The following is a 20085-nucleotide window of genomic DNA, read 5'->3' on the forward strand; positions in this document are numbered from 1 at the left end:
CTCAAGGATCTCCAGCATGGACGCCCAGCAAGCGTATGACCTGATACTCCAAGGCGGCGACGTCGTCGATGGCACCGGCGCGCCACGCCGCCGCGCCGATGTCGGCGTGCGCGCCGGGCGCATCGCCGCCATCGGCGACCTGGCCTCGGCGACGACGCGGCCGGGCGGCAGGATGGATGTCAGCGGACTGGTCGTCGCGCCCGGCTTCATCGATTGCCACTCGCATGACGACTGGGCGGTCCTGCAAACCCCCGACATGACGCCCAAGGTGTCGCAGGGCGTGACGACCGTCATCAATGGCAATTGCGGGATCAGCCTGGCGCCCTTGCAGTCGGAAGAACTGCCGCCGCCGCCCTTGAACCTGCTGGGCGGGGGCTACCGCTTCGGCAGCTTCGCCGAGTATCGCGCGGCGATCGCCGCGCAAGCCCCCGCGGTGAACGTGGCCGCCATGGTCGGCCATTCCACCTTGCGCGTGCGCCATATGGCGAACCTGGATGCGCCGGCCGACGCGGCGCAGATCGCCGCCATGCGCGCCGACGTCGAACAGGCGCTGCGCGACGGCGCGCTGGGCGTTTCCACGGGCACCTTCTACCCGCCGGCCGCCGCCGCCACCGAAGAGGAAGTGATCGCGGTCTGTGAACCGTTGTCGCGCCTGGGCGGCGTCTATGCGACGCATATGCGCGATGAGGGCAATCGCGTCATGGACGCCATCGACGAAAGCCTGCGCATCGGCGCCGCGCTGAACGTGCCCATCGTCCTGTCGCATCACAAGCTGGTGGGCAAACAGAACCACGGCCGTTCGGAACAGACACTGGCCCATGTGCGCGCCGCGGCGGCGCGGCAGGCGGTCTGCATGGACTGCTATCCCTACGACGCGTCGTCCACCATGCTGCGCCCCGAGCGGGTGGAGATCTGCGACCGCATCATGATCACGTGGTCCAAGCCGCATCCCGAAGCCAGCGGACGCTATCTTGAAGAGCTGGCCGACGAGTGGGGCTGCTCGCGCCGCGAAGCGGCGGAACGCCTGCTGCCTGGCGGCGCCGTCTACTTCATCATGGACGACAAGGACGTGCGCCGCATCCTGGCTTACCAGGACACCATGATAGGGTCCGACGGCCTGGCCGCCGACGCCCGCCCCCACCCGCGCCTGTGGGGCACCTTCCCACGCGTGCTGGGCCACTACGCGCGCACCCTGGGCGTGCTTACGCTGGAAGAGGCCGTATTCCGCATGAGCGGCCTGACGGCCCTGCGCTTCGGCCTGCGCGAACGCGGGCAGGTGACGCAGGGCTTCCACGCCGACCTCGCGGTCTTCGACCCGGACACCATCATCGACCGCGCCACCTTCGATGAACCGGAGACGCCCTGCGAGGGCATGCGGCATGTGTTCGTCGGCGGCGTGGCAACCTGGACGGACGGCGCGCCCACGGGCGCACGGCCGGGCAGTTTCATTGCCGAGCGAATCGGACAGACTGCTTGACGATGAAACTTATTTCACGTCATGCGACACCCATGCCTGATTCTTACTCAGGGCATGGATATGTATACGCACACCAATATCTCAGGACTATTGCCCCCCTCCGTTACGCCCATCAAGCGGGACGAGGAACCGCAGGGCACGACGCCAGCGGAAGACCTGCGGCGGGCCGTGGCGGAATACCTGGGCCCACGCGATGACCTTGAACGCAAGTGCCTGACCCAGCGCGTCATCAGCGTCATCGCAACGCTGCATGTCACCGGCAACACGGAACGCTACGCCGGGCGTGACAGCCGACTTTTCGATCACGTGGTCAACTACCTGGATCGCCCGCCCCACCAGTACGCCCTGGCCACGAAGGTCGCGCTGGCGCTGGAACGCTTCCTGAAGGAAGCCGCGCAGCCAGGGCGAACACCGGTCGAGATCATCGAGCAGACCCTGCGTTCGCTGCCGGACAGATTCAACTTTCCCACGGATCCCGCGCGCTTCCTGACGCAGTTGATCGAGCGGGAAGCGCGTGTGAGCAGCACGCATGACGCCTTCATCAAGCGAGCCGGACGCATGGCCGTGCAGGCCGGCGTCGTGCTGGCAAGACCGCAGGAAGACGCGGCGTACGACAACGCCGCGGCGCGTATGCTCGACCTGGCCGCCAGGTGGGAGCAGCAGCCCTGGTCCACCGAATTCGCGGAAGCGTGGCGGATGCTCAGCGCCAGCCAGCGTGACACGCCCCTGGACTTGCCGCCATCCGTCACGCTGAAGCTGGAACGGACGCGCAGCTGGATCATCAGCCTGCAGAACCAGCTGTGCGACGCCGGACGCGCGCGCGGCACCGAGCCGGTTTTTCTTGCCACGGATATCGAACACATCGACGCCTTGCTCGGCACCGGCGCGGCCGCGGCCGCTGCATCCAGGCGCAGGCCAGGGAAAGGAACGGCGGCAAGATCCATCCGCCCGCCCGTCGAGACGCTGGTCGTGGCCCTGAACCAATTGCTCAATGAGCTCAATGCCGCCTTGGGGCACATCATCGGCCTGCGTGTGGATGTATTGCCGCGTACCCTGACGGGATCGAGCGCGCTCCAGATAGCGGTCGAGTTCTGGTACACCCACAATGTCGATGCGCACTCCCGCCAATGGCGGCAATTCTCCGACCTGGATGGCGCGCACGAATTCGCCCTCTTCCTGACCGATCTCTTCCTGCAGAAAAACGCTTATCCGCAGCTGGATCTGGACGCCACCGTACCCGCCGCGCTTGCCACATTCGTCGCGAACGAAAACCTGGTCGCGCAGGTGTTCGCCGCGGTCAGGACACAGGTACAGCACATCGCCGACGGGACGATGGCGGTATTCCAGGTGGTCAACCAGATCCTGGACACGCAACGCGCGCAGGCACGCTCAGCAGGCCAGGCAGGCCACGCAGGCCGGCAAGCCTGAGCCAAACAAAACGGGCCGGAGATTGCTCTCCGGCCCGTTCCTGCCCGATCAAGCGATCAAGGCAAGCAGACTGCGATGCTTTACTCGCCGATGGAGTCCAGCGCGGCGTTCAGCGTGGCGCTGGGACGCATGGCTTTGCTGGTCTTGTCGGCGTTGGGACGGTAGTAGCCGCCGATGTCCACCGGCTTGCCCTGCGTCGCGCCCAGTTCCTGGACGATCTTGGCTTCGTTCTCGGTCAAGGTCTTGGCCACCGAAGCGAACTTGGCTTGCAGGTCCTTGTCCTCGGTCTGCTCGGCCAGGGCCTGGGCCCAGTACAGCGCCAGGTAGAAATGGCTGCCACGGTTGTCCAGGCCGCCGACCTTGCGCGCGGGCGACTTGTCGGTGTCCAGGAACTTGCCGGTGGCGGCGTCCAGGGTCTTGGCCAGCACGGCGGCCTTGGGGTTCTTGTAGGCGTTGCCCAGGTGCTCCAGCGAAGCGGCCAGGGCCATGAATTCGCCCAGCGAATCCCAACGCAGGAAGCCTTCCTCGACGAACTGCTGCACGTGCTTGGGAGCCGAACCGCCCGCGCCCGTTTCGAACAGGCCGCCGCCCGCCATCAGCGGAACGATGGACAGCATCTTGGCGCTGGTGCCCAGTTCCATGATGGGGAACAGGTCGGTCAGGTAGTCACGCAGCACGTTGCCGGTCACCGAGATGGTGTCCTTGCCGGCGCGGATACGATCCAGCGAGAACTGGGTGGCCTCGACCGGCGCCAGGATCTGGATATCCAGGCCCTTGGTGTCGTGGTCCTTCAGGTAGCGTTCGACCTTGGCGATGATCTGCGCGTCGTGGGCGCGGTCCTTGTTCAGCCAGAACACGGCCGGGGCGCCCGTGGCGCGGGCACGCGAGACCGCCAGCTTGACCCAGTCCTGCACCGGGGCATCCTTGGTCTGGCACATGCGGAAGATGTCGCCGGTTTCGACCGGCTGTTCCAGCAGCACCTTGCCGGCGGCGTCGGTGACGCGCACCACGCCGTCAGCGGCGATCTGGAAGGTCTTGTCGTGCGAGCCGTATTCTTCGGCGGCTTGCGCCATCAGGCCGACGTTGGGCACGCTGCCCATGGTGACGGGGTCGAAGGGACCGTTCTTCTTGCAATCCTCGATCACGGTCTGGTAGACGCCGGCGTAGCAGCGATCCGGGATCACGGCCTTGGTGTCATGCAGTTGGCCGTCCGGGCCCCACATGCGGCCGGAGTCGCGAATCATGGCGGGCATGGAGGCGTCGACGATCACGTCGCTGGGCACGTGCAGGCTGGTGATGCCCTTGTCCGAGTTGACCATGGCCAGCTGCGGATGGTTGGCGTACAGCGTCTTGATGTCGGCTTCGATTTCAGCCTGCTTGGCGGCCGGCAGATCCTTCAGCTTGGCGTACAGGTCGCCGATACCGTTGTTGGGGTCGAAACCGACCGTCTTCAGCGCGTCGGCATGCTTGGTCAGGACGTCCTTGTAGAACACCGACACGGCGTGGCCGAAGATGATGGGGTCGGAGACCTTCATCATGGTGGCTTTCAGGTGGACGGAGAACAGCACGCCCTTGGCCTTGGCGTCGGTGACTTCCTTTTCCAGGAAGGTGCGCAGGGCTTTCTTGCTCAGGACCGACGCGTCGATGACCTCACCGGCCTTGACCGCGGTCTTTTCCTTCAGCACCGTGCTGGCGCCGTCCTTGCCGACCAGTTCGATCTTGACGCTGCCGGCGTCGGCGATCAGCGCCGACTTTTCGCTGCCGAAGAAGTCGCCGCTTTCCATGTGGGCGACGTGCGACTTGGAGTCGGCCGTCCAGGCACCCATCTTGTGGGGATGCTTGCGGGCGTAGTTCTTCACCGACAACGGCGCGCGGCGGTCGGAGTTGCCTTCGCGCAGCACCGGGTTCACGGCGCTGCCCTTGATCTTGTCGTAGCGGGCCTTGACGTCCTTGTCGGTGTCGTTCTTGACCTCGTCCGGGTAGGCCGGCAGCTTGTAGCCCTGTTCCTGCAGTTCCTTGATCGCGGCCTTCAGCTGCGGGATCGAGGCGCTGATGTTGGGCAGCTTGATGATGTTGGCTTCGGGCTTGGTAGCCAGCTGGCCCAGTTCGGCCAGGGCGTCCGACTGCTTTTGCGCGTCGGTCAGATATTCCGGGAAGACGGCGATGATGCGGCCCGCCAGCGAAATGTCACGCGTCTCCAGCGCGACACCGGAGGGACGGGTGAAGGCCTGGACGATGGGCAACAACGAATACGTTGCCAGCGCCGGCGCTTCATCAGTGAGGGTGTAAATGATCTTCGACGTAGTAGACATTTTTCTCGTAGCCCTGACTCGATTAAGGGATTGCCTGAATTCTTGTGTGACGCGGAGTCGGCGGATCGATCGTCGGGAACCCGGCGGATCGCTTCGATGGATATCGAATACGGGGGGCGGGCATGAAAGGCCTGCCACGGAGGAAAACGGAGACGGGAAACCGTGTCCGCGACCGCCGGGGCGGGTCTGTTCGCTTGGACCGAACCTGGACTCTCACAGCGGTGTAAGAGTGTATCACCGACTTCCGGCGCGCTTTGTGAGGCATTTTGCCCCGGAAAACCGCGCCCGCTTTCAGTTGAACGACAGCCCGCGCCCTGATTGCCCGCTTCGCCCAAATAAACTATAAATAGAAATCATTCTTAACAAACTTTTCGCCATCCCCGTCAGGTCCAGGACACGCCATGCCGGCCGAACTCTCCATGCAGAAGGATCTGCGCGCGCTGTATCTCGATCACCACGGCTGGCTCCAGGGATGGCTGCGCCGCCGCCTGGGCAGCGCGGCGGATGCCGCCGACCTGGCCCAGGACGCCTTCGTCAGGCTGATGGCCCGGTCCGCTCCCGTCCGTTTCGCCACCGCCGCTGAAGCGCGCGGCTATCTGCGCACGACGGCCCACAATCTGTGCGTCAACCTGTGGCACCGGCAGGAAATCGAGCGGGCCTGGCTGGAAACCCTGGCCGCCCAGCCCGAAGCCAGCTACCCGTCCGCCGAACGCCAGGCCATCGTGCTGCAGGCGCTCCATGAAGTCGGCGCCATGCTCAGCGCGCTGCCGGAGAAGGCGGCCCAGGCCTTCGTCCTGACGGTGGCCTGCCAGATGACCGACCTGGAAGTCGCCGCGGAGCTGCGCGTGTCCGATCGCAGCGTTCGCCGCTACGTCGCGCAGGTGATGCTGGCATGCCTGAAGCTGCGGGCGCGCCAGACAGTCGGCGAACTGCGCCAGGATGGACGCGGCTGAACCAGCATGGTCGCGGACACGCTGCTTCCCTCCTCCCACGCGCCCGCCGAGCCCTCCAACGCGGTGCTGGAACAGGCCGCCGACTGGTATGCCCTGCTTTGCTCGCACCGGGTCACCAATGACGACAAGGCACGCTGGCACGAATGGCTGCAGGCGTCCGCCGAGCATCGAACCGCCTGGCAGTACGTAGAAGACATCAGCGGCCGCTTCGCCCCGCTTTACGAATCGGTCGATCCCCGCATCGCGGCCGCCACCCTGACGCGCGCCAATGCGCGCTTCCGGCGCCGCCGCCGTGCCCTGGCCGGCATCGTGGCGACGGCCGGCGCCGGTACGCTGGGGTGGCTGGCCTGGCGCAACGCGCTGCTGCCCGGCGCGGTCCTGGCCTGGGCCGCCGACCATCGCACCGGCGTTGGCGAGCAGCGGGACATCGTGCTGGAGGACGGCACCCGCATCTGGTTGAACACGGCCAGCGCCATCAACGTGGCCTACAGCACCAGCCAGCGCCTGATCACCCTGGTGGGCGGGGAGATTTTCATCGACACGGCCGCCGATGCGGCGCGGCCATTCCTGGTGGACACGGACCAAGGCCGGCTGCGCGCGCTGGGCACCCGCTTCAACGTGCTGCAGGACCGCGGCCAGACGCGCATGGCCGTGTATGAAGGCGCCGTCGAGATCCGGGTCAGATCCAGCAACACCGTGGCCGTCATCGAAGCAGGCCGCCAGGCCGTATTCACCCGCGACGGCATTACGCAGACGGCGCCCGCCGATCCGGCCCGCGCGGCCTGGACCAGCGGGCTGCTGGTGGCCCGCGACCTGACCCTGCGCGATGTCGTGGCGGAACTGCGCCGTTACCGCAACGGACACATCGGCCTGGCCGACGCCGTCGCCGACCTCAAGGTGTATGGCAATTTCCCCGTACGCGACACCGATCACGCGCTGGCCATGCTAACCACGGCCCTGCCCATCCAGGTGCGCCGGACCCTGCCCTGGTGGATCAGCATCGAGCCGCGTTCATAAGACCCGCGGCCGCCCGAACCTGCCACCGGTCAAAAAAGGCCCCTCAGGGCAACCCTGGGGGAACGCTTTTTGACTTGGGGCGGCCCGGCGTCAAAAAAATATCTCCAGAAAAATCATGATCTTGCGACGTGGCGGAACAAATATCCGCAAAAGTCCTGTCCGGGTTTGGGGCCCTAAACGGTTTAAGCCATCAGGAAGGGAATTCGATAGGCCGGCAGCCCGGCGATCGCAGGGGCATCGAGATAGACGAGACAGCCTCCTTCCTCACCCTGATCACTCCGTTGAAGGAACCGTTTTATGTCCCGCTTCTCCCCCGGCGCCCGGGCCTGGACCGCGCCCCTGGTCATATTCGCAAGTGCCACGGCATGCGTGGCCTGGGCCGCCGAGGTCCACGCACAGGCGCGCCCCCTGCCCGCCCCTGGCAGCCAGACCGATACCGCCAGGAATTACGACATCCCCGCGGGCTCCCTGCGCGACGCGCTGCTGCGGTTCTCGGCGGACGCGGGCGTTTATCTGATCGGCGCCAGTGAGCAGGCGCAAGGCAAGACGAGCCCGGGCTTGAAGGGCCGATACACCACCAACGCGGGTTTCGCGGCCTTGCTGACGGGCACCGGGCTGGAAGCCTACCGGCAAGCCGACGGCAGCTACGGACTGCGGCCCGCGCCGGCTGGTGCTGCCGCGGTGACCACCCTTGACCCCGTCAGGGTCAGCGCCGGCCGCGACGTGCTGCCGCCGGCGTACGCGGGCGGACAGATCGCCGCGGGCGGCCGCCTGGGCTTCCTCGGCAACAAGGACGTGATGGACACACCGTTCAACAGCGTCACCTACACCGCGGCCCTGATCCGTGACCAGCAGGCCAAGTCGGTATCCGACGTCCTGGCGAACAACCCGTCGGTGCGCATCTTCTATCCCGACAACGATGGGTCGACCGACTTCTTCATCCGCGGCAACAAGGTCTCGCAGCTGGATATCGCCTACGACGGCCTGTATGGCATCGGCACGCCCGGCATCGAATCGATCGAGCGCATCGATGTGCTGATAGGCGCCAACGCCCTGCTCAATGGCCTGGGGCCCATCGGCGGCGTGGGCGGCATGATCAACCAGGTGCCCAAGAAGGCCCTGGAGACGCCGCTGAACCGGGTGTCGTTCGGCTATGTGTCGACCGGCCAGTTCGGCACCACCATCGACCTCAGCCGTCGCTTCGGCCCGGATGACCATTTCGGCATACGCCTGACCGGCGCGTATCGAGACGGCGACACGGCGGGCGACCATCAGTCCCAGAAAGTGGGTACCGCCACCCTGGCACTCGATTGGCGCGGCGAAAACGTGCGCCTGTCCACCAACTTCGGCTATCGGGAAAACGACACGCAATCGCCGGCTCGCACCACGTACCTGCTCTCCAACACCTTCCATATTCCGGCGCCGCCCAAGGACCCGCGGGAGAACTGGCAGAACGACTGGTCCTACGACAATACCAAGACGAAATTCGCGACGGCGCGCGGCGAAATCGACATCACGCCTGACGTGACCGCCTATGCCGCGGTGGGCGGCTCGCGCATGACGGAAGAAGAGCTGTTCGCCAATACCTTCCTGATGGACGGCAAGGGCACCATCGCCCAGCGCACGGTGTATTGGCCGCTATACCGCGACAGCGTGTCGGCCGAGGCAGGACTGCGCGGCACGTTGCGCACGGGCAGCGTGAAGCATGACTGGTCGGTCGCGGTTTCTGGAATGCATGTGAGCAACGGCATCGCCCAGAACGTGCTGTCGACGACCTACTCCAATATCTACGACCCGACGTTCATCCCCAAGCCCAGCATTGCCGGCATGGCCGATGCCAATGGCGTGCCCAAGACCGGGGAAACCTCGCTGTCCGGCGTGGCGGTGGCCGACACGCTGTCCTTCATCGACGACAAGGTGCAGCTGACCTTGGGCGCGCGGCAGCAGAACGTGGACGCCAAATCCTTCTCCGACACGACCGGCGACCAGCTCACGCACTACGACAAGAGCGCCGTCACCTACGCGGCGGGCTTGAACGTACGGCCCACGCGGAACCTGTCGCTGTACGCGAACTACATCGAAGGCCTGCAACAGGGCGGTACGGTGCCGGCCGGCTACAACAACAGCGGCGCGGTGCTGCGGCCCTTCGTGTCGAAGCAGTACGAGGTCGGCGCCAAATACGATTTCGGCGGCCTGCTGGCGACGTTGAGCGCCTACCAGATCACCACGCCAAACGCCCAGCCGAATGGCCTGGACTACACATCGGATGGCAAGCAGAGGACCAAGGGCCTGGAGCTGAATCTCTACGGCGAAGTCACGCGCGATATCCGCGTGCTGGGTGGCGTGGCCTTGATCGATGCGCGGCAGGTCAAGACCACCAATGGCGCCAACGACGGCAACAGGGTCAGCGGCGCATCGGACGTACAGGTCAACCTGGGGGCGGAATGGGATCCGGGCATCCTGCCGGGCCTGACGGTCAGCGGCAGAGGCATCTATACGGGTCGGCAATATGTCGACGCGGGAAATCAGCAGTCCATCCCCAGCTGGATCCGCTACGACGCCGGCTTGCGCTACCAGACGGTGATCGCGGGTCGGCAGACCGCCTTCCGCTTCAACGTCGAGAACATCGCCAACAAGAGTTATTGGATAGGTGGGCAGGGCTATCTGATGCAAGGCCGGCCGCGTACCTACATGTTGTCGGTGAGCGTGGATCTGTAGCGCCGCCCGTCGTCTACAAATCGAGCAGCAGCAGGCGTCCCGACAAGGGCGCGCTGCCCAGCGCGTCCATGGAGACGCTTTGGCGCTCAGTGGTGATGGCCAGGCGCCGGCTGCCGGCCAGGGTCACGCACGCCAGGTCCGTGGCACACGGGACGGGCAGGCCGACGACCCGGTCCAGCTGGCCATCCTGGGCGATACGGATGACCGACCAGCCGTCGTTGAGCGCGGTCCATACGCCGCCCAAGCCGTCGAAGGCCAGCCCGCCGATGCGGCCGGAGCCCCGCGGCAAGGTCGCCAGGCGGCGTACCGCCGCCTGGCCGGGCCGCAACATCAGGATGGCACCGGAGCCTGGCGTGGTGGCGTAAAGGCTGCTGTCCGCGGCATTCCAGGCCAGGCAGCCCACCGGCTCGCCGATACGCCACTGCACGTCCAATGCCCCATCGGCGCGTAAGGTGCCGATGGCGGCGCCGGCCTCGGGCAGGCTCACCGCCGCCCAGACCGAATCGCCGTCGCCGTTGCAGATGGCCAGCGGCTGGCCCTTGATCCAATCCTCCAATGGCGCGCTGGAACCGTCCGGCCCGATACGCTGGGCGCCCCGCTCGTGCAGGGCGATGACCCCGACGCCGTCCGCTACCAGGCCGATGATGGGCGACTCCAGCATGGCAACTTCGCGATCCTGGCCGTCCTCATACAGCCGCACTGACGGCGCCAGGACATCGGCCCACCACAGCCGCGCGCCATCCGCCGACCAGCGCGGATAGGCGCCGCGAAACGCCCACGGCCCGGCGACGGCGGTCACCGCCGCCTCCGCGGCCGCGGCGCCAGGCGCCAGGTCCGCGCCGGTGGCCGGCAGCTGTGCACCGACGCGACGCGCCGCCTCGGCCACTTCCGGGCCCAGCAACTCCAGCCGCTCGCGCGTCAGCCGATACGCCGGTCCGGCGACGCTGATCGCGCCGCGCACCTGGCCGGCGCCGTCCACCACGGGCGCGCCCACGCAACGCACGCCCAGCACGATTTCCTCATCATCGATGGCATAGCCGCGCGACCGCGTGATGCGCAGCTCCGTGTGCAGGCGCCGGCGGTCGGTGATGGTCATGGGAGTCAGCGCCTTCAACGTGGCCTCGCGCACGATGCGTTCGCGCGCCTCGTCCGGCATGGCCGACAGAATGGCCTTGCCCTGGCTGGTGCAGTACACGGGCTTGCGCTCGCCCAGGGCCGCGGCGGACCGGCGGCTGTGCGCGCCATCGCAGCGCTCCAGCGAAATCACCTCGCGGCCGTCGAGGGCGGCCAGGTAAGTGGTCTCGCCGGTGAGATCGCGCAACAGGCGCAGTTCCATGGCAGCAGCCGCCACCATGTCCGGCATGGCATGGGCCTGGCGCGCCATCTCGAAACAACGGAAGCCCAGACAGTAGACCTTGCGCAAGGGGTCGCGCCGCAACAGGCCGCGCGCGACCAGGGTGGCGAGCAGGCGATAGACCGTGGTGCGCGGCAAGCCCAGGCGCTCGGCCAGCTCGGTCTGCCCCAGCCCGGCCGGCGCGGCGCCGACCGCATCGAGCAGGTCGAGCGCTTTCTCAAGTGAACCGGTGCCTTCTCCCGGATTGCTAACCATGGCGCGTGTCTCAAATGGTGGAACTGAACCCGCTGACCGCAGTGCCAAGCTCGGGTAAGACGATTCTATTTGATGGCCAAGGTATCTAGGATGGGACGTGTATGCCCAGCCCGAACACGGGGACTTCGATTCCCACATTCTGAGACACGCCATCATGACCCAAGCAGCGCCCCCCTTGACGACCATCCCGCAGCGGGCTCCCGCGCCCCATGTGCCCGACTCGGTGCTCGACCGTCTGGCCAAGGCCACCAGCGGCTCGCTGACCACCCAGCTGTACATCAAAGGCATACGCCAGCCGGTGCTGCACGGCCTGACGCCCTTGAACAGGAAGATCAAACCCTTCGCCGGCCGCGCGTACACCATGCGCTTCGTGCCCGCCCGCGAAGACATCGACTACTACGGCAACCTGACCACCACACCCAATGCCGACAACCTGCAGTGGGTGGGCGTCGAGCAACTGGAGCCCGGTCACGTACTGGTCATCGACAGCAACAAGGACGGCCGCGCCGCGTCCATGGGCAATATGCTCGTCACCCGCATGATGATGCGGGGCGCGCGCGGCGTGGTGACCGACGGCAGCTTCCGCGACGGCACCGAACTGAGCAATATGGATTTCCCCATCTGGAGCACCGGCGTCACGGCGACCACGCGCCTGAGCTACCACCACGTGGCGGACTTGCAGGTGCCCATCGGCTGCGCCGGCGTGGCGATCTATCCCGGCGACGTGATCCATGGCGACGGCGACAACATCACGGTCATTCCGGCGCACATGGCGGAAGAGATGGCCGACCTGTGCGAGAAGCGTGACGACATCGAAGCCTATCTGGCGCTGCGCGTGCAGGCCGGCGAAGCGCTGTGGGGGCTCTATCCGCCCAGCGATGCCACGCGCGAGCAATACAGGCAATGGGTCGGCGCCGGTCGTCCCGCCATCGCGCCGGCCCGGCCCGCCGGCAGCCGTTGAAGCCAAGGACAGGAACCCGCCATGAGCCATACCCCTGAACACTACACCACCCTGATCCGCCGCTACTTCGACGCCTGCAACGCGGCGGACTACGACGCCCTGGTCGACTGCTTCACGCCGGATGCCGTGCATTACTTTCCTGCGGGCCTGCCGGAGGTGCCGTGGCGCGGCGCCGACACCATCGCCCGCAAGTGGGTCTGGTGTGTCGAGACCCTGGGATCGCAGTGGACCATAGACCGCCTCATCATCAGCCATGACTCGCCAGAGGCGATGATCGAGTGGACGCACTGGAAGAACAAGAGCGGCACCGCGCTGCGCGGGGCGGAGTGGTACGACTTCGATCCGGCCAGCGGCAAGATCGCCGAGATTCGCGCCTACTATGCGTCGCCGGCCGACAAATCGGTGGCCATCAACCAGCTGGTCGATTTCGATTACGCCGGCCGCGGCTATCCCCTGAAGAGCGCCACGGAGGCCAAGCGATGATCCGCCACGTCGTGCTGTTTCGCAAACGTGCCGATGTGGCCAAGGATGCCAGCCTGGCCGCCGCGCTGGCCGATCGCATGACCGCGCTGGGTAGCGCGATTCCCGTGATCCGCTCGTGGCGCGTGGCGGCCAATGAATTGCAGCGTCCTATCAGCTGGGACTACGTCCTGGAAACCGAAGTCGATGATGCCGCGGCTTTGGACGCCTACCTGTTCCATCCCTTGCACCAGGCCTTGATTGCCGACCTGAAGCCGTATTTCGAATGGGCGGCGGTGGATTACACGGTGTGAATCGCATAAGGGCTGTCCCGGGCGCTTTCCCGGGTCAGCTCGATGGCGAATTGCAGCGCGCTTGAAGGCGCCTTGGGCCGGTAGGCGATGGCCAGGTTGGCGATCGGCACCTGTCCCGTCAGCGGCAGGTAGCGCACCCCTTCGGCTTGCAGCTGGCTCATGGTGGCCGGGATTACCGACACGCCCATGCCAGCCGCGACGAACGTCACGACGGACGTCAGCTGCGGCACTTCGATGCCTTCGGCCGGGGTGAAGCCGGCGGCCTCGCAAGCCTGCACCACGGCGTTGTACAGGCCGACGCCCACCTTGCGCGGATAAAAGAGAAAACTCTCGGCGGCCAACTCGCGCAGGTCGATCGCCTTGCGGCTCGCCAACTCATGCGTGGCAGGTATCACCGCCAGCATGGGCTCGGACAAGAGGGTTTCGACGCGCACGCCGGGCATCTCCGCGGTGGGCCCGCGCACGAAGGCAAGGTCGACCGCGCCGTTGTGCACGCGCTGCATGAGCTCCAGCGTCGAGTTTTCCACCAGGGACACATCCACGCCCGGATACCGCCCTCGAAAGGTGCGGATCAAGCGCGGCACGAAGGGATGGATACTGGCCGACACGGTGAACCCGATGGACAAGGCGCCCAGTTCGCCACTGGCGATACGCCGCGCGGCTTCCTTGGCGCGCTCCGCCCCCTCCAAGACCAGCCTGGCTTCGACCAGAAAAGCCTGCCCGGCCTCGGTCAATGCCACGCCACGGCGATCGCGCACGAACAATTGCGCGTCGATCTCCTGCTCCAATTGCCGAATCTGCTGGCTCAGCGGCGGCTGCCCGATGCCCAGCCGCTCCGCCGCCCGCGTGAAATGCAGTTCGGTCGCCACGGCGACGAAGTATTTGAGGTGACGCAGTTCCATATCGAAAACGTCTTACAGGGTTTTTTCCATATATTGGACAGATTCTAACCGCCCCCCTACGATCTCGCCTGAATCAGGACCCATTCGAATAACGACTTCGCGAGACAAGCAGATGCCCATCCTGCAGCGTGACAACGGCCCCAGCCTGCACTACACGGTCACCGACTTCACCGACCCCTGGACCAATGCCCCTTACCTGTTCCTGCAGCACGGCTACGGCCGCCGCGGGCAGTTCTGGTATCAATGGGTGCCGCTGCTCAGCCGTCATTTCAAGATCGTCTGCCCCGATATGCGCGGCATGGGCCAGTCGTCGGCGGACTTCGACCTGAAGACGGGCTACACACTGGAGACGCTCAGCGACGACGTCATCGCGATCGCCGATGACCTGGGCGCGGACACCTTCCACTACTGCGGCGAATCGATAGGCGGACTGACCGGCCTGGCCGTCGCCGGCCGCTACCCCGACCGCGTGCGCACCTTGATCAACGTTTCCGGCCCCGTGTTCATTTCCGACGGCGCCCGCACGGGTTACGCCCTGGGTGAAGCGTCGTGGGCGGAAGCCATCCGCGTGCTGGGCCCGCGCACCTGGCTGGACCGCACCAACGCCAGTACCCGTTTCCCGCCCGATTTCTCGCCTGGCTTCCTGCGCTGGTACACCGACACCTGCGAAAAGTCCGGCACTGAAGTGCTGGCGTGCCTGGCGCAATTCGCGCTGGACGCGGACGCCCGCCCTTACCTGCCCAAGATCACCGCGCCCGTCCTGTGCCTGTATCCGCAGAAAGGGGCGATCGCCAACGACGAACAACAAAATGCCTTGAAGACCCTGGTGAAGAATCTCGACCTGCGTCAGGTCGGCACCACGTTCCACATGATCCAGCACATCGTGCCGGAAGAGTGCGTGGAGCTGGTGCTTGCCCATATCGCCAAACACAGCCCTGCCGCGGCCTGAGGCTGCAACGAAGCTTATAAGGGGCGTGCGCAGTCACCGCCCCAAAAAGAATTTCTACAATCCGGAGACACGTAATGCGTACCCTCAAACTGGCCGTCGTCACGACGGCGCTCGCGATCGCCTGCGCCACGCCCGCCCTGGCGGCGAACACCCCCATCACCATGTACGTGCCGTTCTCGGCCGGCGGTTCGACCGACATCCTGGCGCGCGTGATCGCCAAGGACATCGGCGAAGCCCTGGATACGTCGGTGGTCGTGGAAAACAAGCCCGGCGCCGAAGGCTTCATCGCGGCCCGCCAGTTGAAGACCGCCAAGCCCGACGGCAATACCCTGATGCTCGTGACCACCAGCGTCTACGCCATCAACCAGGCCATCTTCACGCAAGTGCCGTATGACGCGGGCAAGGACTTCGTGACCGTGGACGTCATGGCGTCCTCGCCCAACGTCTTCCTGGCGCCCGCCAACTCCAAGTACAACTCCATCAAGGACCTGGTCGACGGCGCGCGCGCCAAGCCCGAGGGCGTGTTCTACGGCACGGGCGCCACCATGCACCTGCTGAACTCCAAGTGGCTGGAAGCCCTGTCCAACACCAAGATGGCCGGCGTCAACTACAAGGGCAGCGCGGCGGTCTATCCCGACTTGATCTCCGGCCGGGTCGACTTCATGGTCGATCAGCCGCTGTCTTCGATGTCCTTCATCCAGAGCAAGCAGCTGAAGGTGCTGGCCGTGACGTCTGAACAGCGTTGGCCGCAAATGCCCGACGTGCCCACCGTTGCGGAGCAGGGTTATCCCAGCTTTTCCACCACGTCGTGGTGGGCCTTGATCGCGCCGGCCGGCACCCCGCCCGAGACGGTGAAGAAGCTGCACGATGCCGTCCGCAAGGGCCTGGCCAAGCAGGACACGCAGGACAAGATCAAGCAGATCGGCGCCGACATCACCAAGATGTCGCTGGAAGAATCGCAAGCCTATACGGCCAGCGAACTGCAGAAGTGGAAATCGATTGCCGACTCCGCCCACGTCAAGCTGAGCAACTGAGACACGGAACGCGCCGATGCTGAAGCTATCCGCCAATGTTTCGCTGCTGTTCAGCGAACTGCCGTTTCTTGAACGCTTCGGCGCCGCCGCCCGGGCCGGCTTCGCCGCCGTCGAGGCCATGTATCCCTATGACCAGCGTGTCGAGGACATGGCGCGCGAACTGCGGGCCCATGACCTGACGCAGTCGGTGATCAATCTGCCGCCCGGCGACGCCGCGGCGGCGGAGAAAGGCCTGGCCGCGCTGCCGGGCCGGGAACGCGACTTCGAAGCGTCCCTGGAGCTTGGGCTGGAATACGCCCAGGGCCTGGGCTGTGAACGGGTCCATCTGCTTACCGGCAATCTGCCCGAAGGCATGGCCTTGCAGGACGTGCGCGGCCTGCTCGTACGCAACATCGAGAGAGCCGTCCGCTTCTTCGAACCGCATGGCATCATCGTCCTGCTCGAGCCCTTGAGCCTGCAGATGCTGCCGCGCTATTCTTTGCCGCGCGTGGAAGACGCGATTGCCTTGATCGAGGACATCGGCTCGCCTTCGCTGCGGCTGCAGCTGGACCTGTATCACACGCAGATGGAACAGGGCAATCTGGCGGCGCTGATCGAACGGTATGAAGCGCATATCGATTACATTCAAGTCGCCGGCGTACCGGGGCGCCACGAACCCACTGTCGGCGAAATCAACTATGCCTATCTACTGGACCTGCTGACGCGGCGCGGCTTCCAGGGCTGGGTGGGCTGTGAATACGTCCCGCGCGCGGACACGGTGGCTGGCTTGCACTGGGCGCGCGACTGGGGCTTGTTGCCGCAACGTTGAACGCGCCACCACGCCACGACAAGGACTGCAAGGATGACCTACATTGCCACTGAAGCGGCGCCATCATGCCTGGTTCCCGCGCGCCGCTTCGCCCCGCCCTCATTCGAGATCCCGGCGCTGGCCTGTGACGCGCATGCGCATGTCGTGTCCGCCGACTCGGCCACGTATCCCGTGGTGGCGAATCGAAGCTATACGCCGGTCCCCACGCCCGAGAGCGACTATCTGGCTATGCTCGACGGAACTGGCATGGCGCGTGGCGTGCTGGTCCAGATCAGCGTGTACGGCACCGACAACCGGTACATGGTCGAAGTCTTGCGCAGGCATCCCGCGCGGCTGCGTGGCATCGCCGTGGTCGCGCCCGATGTCTCGGAGCGGGAGCTGACGGCACTGCACGACGCCGGCGTGCGGGGCTTGCGCTTGAACGTGCTGTTCGGTGGCGGCGTCGGCTTCGATGCCATGGAAACGCTGGCCGCGAAGATCGAACAGATGGGCTGGCATCTGCAGCTGCTGGTCGATGCGCGGCAGTTTCCCGATCTGATGCCCCGGTTGACGAAACTGACCTTGCCGGTCGTGGTCGACCACATGGGCCACATGCCTGTCGAGCTGGGCACCGACCATGCGGGCTTCAAGGCCATGAAGCACCTGATGGTGAATCACGGCTGGTGGGCCAAGCTGTCCGGGGCTTATCGGGTCAGTGGTTTGGGGGAGAACGGTCACGACATTGCTGCCGCCGCCGTCACCGACTGGGCCCAGGCGCTGGTTGATGCCGCGCCCGATCGTCTTGTGTATGGCAGCGACTGGCCGCACGTCGCGACCAGCCCCATGCCGGACGCCGGCGTGCTGCGCAATCTGCTGGCGACGTGGATTCCCGACGAAAGCACCCGGCGCAAGGTGCTCGTGGAGAATCCGGCCAGGCTTTATCAGTTCTAGTCGCTTACGCGCGCTGCCTAGGGCTTCTTGCCGAACTCCTCAGCATCGGCGCGCCATGAAATAGCCTGCTCGCTTAAGGAGGAGCCCAGGCCTCCGGCTTTGCCCGCGGCTACATTCGCGCGGCGAGTCAATCGGAACCGGATTGGCCTGAACGTGTACGAAGGCTGCGACGCGCCGTGCTAGAGCGCCCTTTGGAGATAGGACTATGAACCCAGTCAAAGCTCGTGAGCATTTCGATGAGCCTGTGACTGCTGAGGTTCTGGCTCGCGCTATGGATCGTGGAAGCAAGCGTCGAGTTTCCCAGCTGCATGCCGTCGCCGTGCAATATGTCGTCGCTTTCAAGGCATTACTGGTTAGTTTTGCAGACGGGAGCGCGATCGTCTTCCCAGTCGCGAACTATCCTGAATTTGCCGCTCTGAGCAAGCGCGAACTCGACAGCGTGGAGGTGGGCTTTGGCGGCAGCGCACTTTGTCTGGACTCGCGTGACCTGCACGTATCGATCGACGGACTTGTGTCCGCAAGCCAACCTCTGATGGAGTTGGCAGCCTTAGTTATCGCAGCCCGTAACGGCAGCAAGATCAGCGAAGCGAAGACGCAGGCCGCACGAGCAAATGGTCAGAAGGGAGGCCGGCCTCGCAAGCTGGCAACGACGGACTGACACCGCCGTCATCGCCACGTGCAGACGCAACCGTGGCGGCGCGCACTTGCACGGCAATTGTGCTCAAGCGTTGCCGGCGGCTACGTTGACGCTGATAGCCGGCTGGATTTCCGATGACGGCCTTGTCCTGAAATCATTTATCGCCGCGACAAGAACGGGAAGATCCACGTCGTAGTGCGTCGTCAGCATGTAGAAGTCCACACCGCCCCACTTGCGGCACTGGGTGACGTATTTCTCGAATTTCGACTGCATTTCCGGGGGTGAAACGGGCGGCAGCTCAGGGAATTCGAATTCCATCAGCAGCGCTGGATTGCCGCTTATCTCGCCCGCTGCGGCCGCCCTGATCTGAGTCCAGGGAAGCAGGACGGACCACTTGCCATTGATGAAAGCCAGTCCCCTGGATTGGAACTCCAACGCTTGCGTAGGAAGCTTTCCTGAGACGACGGTGGCCAGCACCAGCACACCCGTGCCGGCGATCACCCAATAGCAAACGCGCACGAGCATGGGTACGTCGTGGGAAAAGACGAGCAGAACGACGCCTAGTGCTGCCAGCGCCGCGCCCAAAAGCGCGACCCGGCCTTTCTTACGCTGAACCCGGAAGCCTTCCGCGACGTCGACCGAGATGATCTTCATGCGGCCGTAGCGCAGCTTGCGGCGCAGCTGGATCACGAAAACGGCCAGACAAGCGCCGAAGAACGCGGTGGTCGTGATGCCCACATCGCGGTTCGAAGGCAGGATGACAACTCCAATGATGGTAAATGCCAGCGCGATGCCGGCCAGCGTCCAATCACGGAAAGTGGGTTTGTTGTTCATGAGCGATCTCGCCTCTGCATGGACTCGGATACTCACGCCTTGCCGGCGGCGACGTTGACGCTGATGGCGATGATGAAGACGTTGAAGAAGAACGCGATGACGCTGTGCATCAGGGCCAGACGGCGCACGCGGCGGTTCGTTATCTGCACGTCCGACACCTGGAAGGTCATGCCCAGCACCAAGGCGAAATAGGCGAAGTCCCAGTAGTCAGGCTCTTCGTCGCCTGGGAAATCCAGGCCCTTTTGCATGCTGGAGCGATGGCCGTAATAGGTATGCGCGTAATGCAGGGCGAAGATCATGTTCATGTAGAGCCATGACAGCACGATGGTGACGGCCGCCGCCAGCATGTCCAGGGCCCCGTTCAGCCCATTCTGGCCCCGCAGTTCCACCCACAGCGCGACCATGATCATGCAAGACAGGGCCACGCTACTCCACAGCACGCCGAAGCGCCCCACGTCCTGCTGCCTGGCGCGCACCCTCATCGATTTCGGATCGCTTTGCATGAACGCGCGGGCAGTTGTCAGCAAGAACACCAGCGCACCAGCATCGAAGCCTAGCAACGCTGCCAGGCTGAGCGGTGCTTTCAGCACATACGCCCCTACCCCTGCCGCCAGCGCCAGCACCGCGCACAGCATCAAGCGCCGATGGGCGTGAAAGAAAGGCAAACGGTCAACGGAACCCACGGGGTCTTCCCCGGGATGCTTGTCTGCCACCGACTTCGACATGAAGCGCTCCAACATATT

At 65.2% G+C, this 20085-nt stretch carries 18 protein-coding genes; 13 read left to right on the forward strand and 5 right to left on the reverse strand.

Annotation, left to right across the window (positions count from 1 at the left end):
* The first annotated feature begins 16 nt into the window (after positions 1 to 16).
* Positions 17 to 1477 (forward strand): amidohydrolase family protein, encoded by a 1461-nt coding sequence (locus tag ASB57_RS19135; RefSeq protein ID WP_057653657.1) that lies wholly within the window; start codon positions 17 to 19, stop codon positions 1475 to 1477.
* Between the two features lie 60 nt (positions 1478 to 1537).
* Complete coding sequence (locus tag ASB57_RS19140; RefSeq protein ID WP_156414212.1) at positions 1538 to 2905, forward strand: hypothetical protein; 1368 nt, start codon at positions 1538 to 1540, stop codon at positions 2903 to 2905.
* An 80-nt stretch (positions 2906 to 2985) separates the two neighbouring features.
* Here the strand turns inward: ASB57_RS19140 and ASB57_RS19145 are convergent, their stop codons facing one another.
* Positions 2986 to 5217 carry an NADP-dependent isocitrate dehydrogenase gene (locus tag ASB57_RS19145; protein ID WP_057653659.1) on the reverse strand — a complete coding sequence of 744 codons (2232 nt, stop codon included), beginning with the start codon at positions 5215 to 5217 and terminating at the stop codon, positions 2986 to 2988.
* 401 nt (positions 5218 to 5618) lie between these two features.
* Here ASB57_RS19145 and ASB57_RS19150 point away from each other — a divergent pair, with 401 nt between their 5' ends.
* The 3 genes from ASB57_RS19150 to ASB57_RS19160 all read left to right on the forward strand — a co-directional run bounded on the left by ASB57_RS19150 (position 5619) and on the right by ASB57_RS19160 (position 9905).
* On the forward strand, positions 5619 to 6170 hold the full coding sequence (locus ASB57_RS19150; RefSeq protein WP_057653660.1) for a sigma-70 family RNA polymerase sigma factor: 552 nt from the start codon (positions 5619 to 5621) through the stop codon (positions 6168 to 6170).
* Positions 6171 to 6176: 6 nt separating this feature from the next.
* On the forward strand, positions 6177 to 7187 hold the full coding sequence (locus tag ASB57_RS19155) for a FecR domain-containing protein (protein ID WP_057653661.1): 1011 nt from the start codon (positions 6177 to 6179) through the stop codon (positions 7185 to 7187).
* Between the two features lie 297 nt (positions 7188 to 7484).
* The gene (locus ASB57_RS19160; protein WP_057653662.1) at positions 7485 to 9905 is read left to right on the forward strand and encodes a TonB-dependent receptor; all 2421 of its coding nucleotides are present in this window, start codon (positions 7485 to 7487) and stop codon (positions 9903 to 9905) included.
* Positions 9906 to 9918: 13 nt separating this feature from the next.
* Here the strand turns inward: ASB57_RS19160 and ASB57_RS19165 are convergent, their stop codons facing one another.
* Positions 9919 to 11514 (reverse strand): IclR family transcriptional regulator C-terminal domain-containing protein, encoded by a 1596-nt coding sequence (locus tag ASB57_RS19165; RefSeq protein ID WP_057653663.1) that lies wholly within the window; start codon positions 11512 to 11514, stop codon positions 9919 to 9921.
* 154 nt (positions 11515 to 11668) lie between these two features.
* On the opposite strand from ASB57_RS19165, the gene ASB57_RS19170 reads away from it, so the two are divergent.
* Genes ASB57_RS19170 through ASB57_RS19180 form a run of 3 tightly spaced genes read left to right on the forward strand, consistent with a single transcriptional unit; the run spans position 11669 to position 13248 of the window.
* Complete coding sequence (locus ASB57_RS19170; protein ID WP_057656271.1) at positions 11669 to 12475, forward strand: dimethylmenaquinone methyltransferase; 807 nt, start codon at positions 11669 to 11671, stop codon at positions 12473 to 12475.
* 21 nt (positions 12476 to 12496) lie between these two features.
* A complete protein-coding gene (locus ASB57_RS19175) occupies positions 12497 to 12958 on the forward strand; it encodes a nuclear transport factor 2 family protein (protein WP_057653664.1) in 462 nt (153 codons plus the stop codon).
* A complete protein-coding gene (locus ASB57_RS19180; protein WP_057653665.1) occupies positions 12955 to 13248 on the forward strand; it encodes a Dabb family protein in 294 nt (97 codons plus the stop codon). Before ASB57_RS19175 ends, ASB57_RS19180 begins: the two co-directional genes overlap by 4 nt.
* On the opposite strand, the gene ASB57_RS19185 is transcribed toward ASB57_RS19180, so the two are convergent.
* The gene (locus ASB57_RS19185) at positions 13236 to 14150 is read right to left on the reverse strand and encodes a LysR family transcriptional regulator (protein WP_057653666.1); all 915 of its coding nucleotides are present in this window, start codon (positions 14148 to 14150) and stop codon (positions 13236 to 13238) included. The two genes, ASB57_RS19180 and ASB57_RS19185, sit on opposite strands and share 13 nt — an antisense overlap.
* Positions 14151 to 14262: 112 nt before the next feature.
* Here ASB57_RS19185 and ASB57_RS19190 point away from each other — a divergent pair, with 112 nt between their 5' ends.
* From ASB57_RS19190 to ASB57_RS19210, 5 genes are all read left to right on the forward strand, one after another.
* Positions 14263 to 15099, forward strand: coding sequence for an alpha/beta fold hydrolase (locus tag ASB57_RS19190; protein WP_057653667.1), 837 nt, complete (start codon positions 14263 to 14265; stop codon positions 15097 to 15099).
* Positions 15100 to 15173: 74 nt separating this feature from the next.
* The gene (locus ASB57_RS19195; RefSeq protein WP_057653668.1) at positions 15174 to 16133 is read left to right on the forward strand and encodes a tripartite tricarboxylate transporter substrate binding protein; all 960 of its coding nucleotides are present in this window, start codon (positions 15174 to 15176) and stop codon (positions 16131 to 16133) included.
* Positions 16134 to 16149: 16 nt separating this feature from the next.
* Positions 16150 to 16941 (forward strand): hydroxypyruvate isomerase family protein, encoded by a 792-nt coding sequence (locus ASB57_RS19200; RefSeq protein WP_057653669.1) that lies wholly within the window; start codon positions 16150 to 16152, stop codon positions 16939 to 16941.
* Positions 16942 to 16974: 33 nt separating this feature from the next.
* Positions 16975 to 17871 carry an amidohydrolase gene (locus ASB57_RS19205; RefSeq protein WP_057653670.1) on the forward strand — a complete coding sequence of 299 codons (897 nt, stop codon included), beginning with the start codon at positions 16975 to 16977 and terminating at the stop codon, positions 17869 to 17871.
* A 205-nt stretch (positions 17872 to 18076) separates the two neighbouring features.
* Entirely contained in the window at positions 18077 to 18529 is a 453-nt protein-coding gene (locus ASB57_RS19210; protein WP_057653671.1) for a DUF2442 domain-containing protein, read from the forward strand.
* Between the two features lie 63 nt (positions 18530 to 18592).
* Here ASB57_RS19210 and ASB57_RS19215 read toward each other — a convergent pair whose 3' ends face one another.
* Positions 18593 to 19342 carry a hypothetical protein gene (locus ASB57_RS19215; RefSeq protein ID WP_057653672.1) on the reverse strand — a complete coding sequence of 250 codons (750 nt, stop codon included), beginning with the start codon at positions 19340 to 19342 and terminating at the stop codon, positions 18593 to 18595.
* A gap of 32 nt (positions 19343 to 19374) precedes the next feature.
* Entirely contained in the window at positions 19375 to 20067 is a 693-nt protein-coding gene (locus tag ASB57_RS19220) for a DUF1345 domain-containing protein (protein WP_057653673.1), read from the reverse strand.
* Positions 20068 to 20085: the final 18 nt, after the last annotated feature.

Source organism: Bordetella sp. N (assembly GCF_001433395.1).
Classification (GTDB): domain Bacteria; phylum Pseudomonadota; class Gammaproteobacteria; order Burkholderiales; family Burkholderiaceae_B; genus Bordetella_C.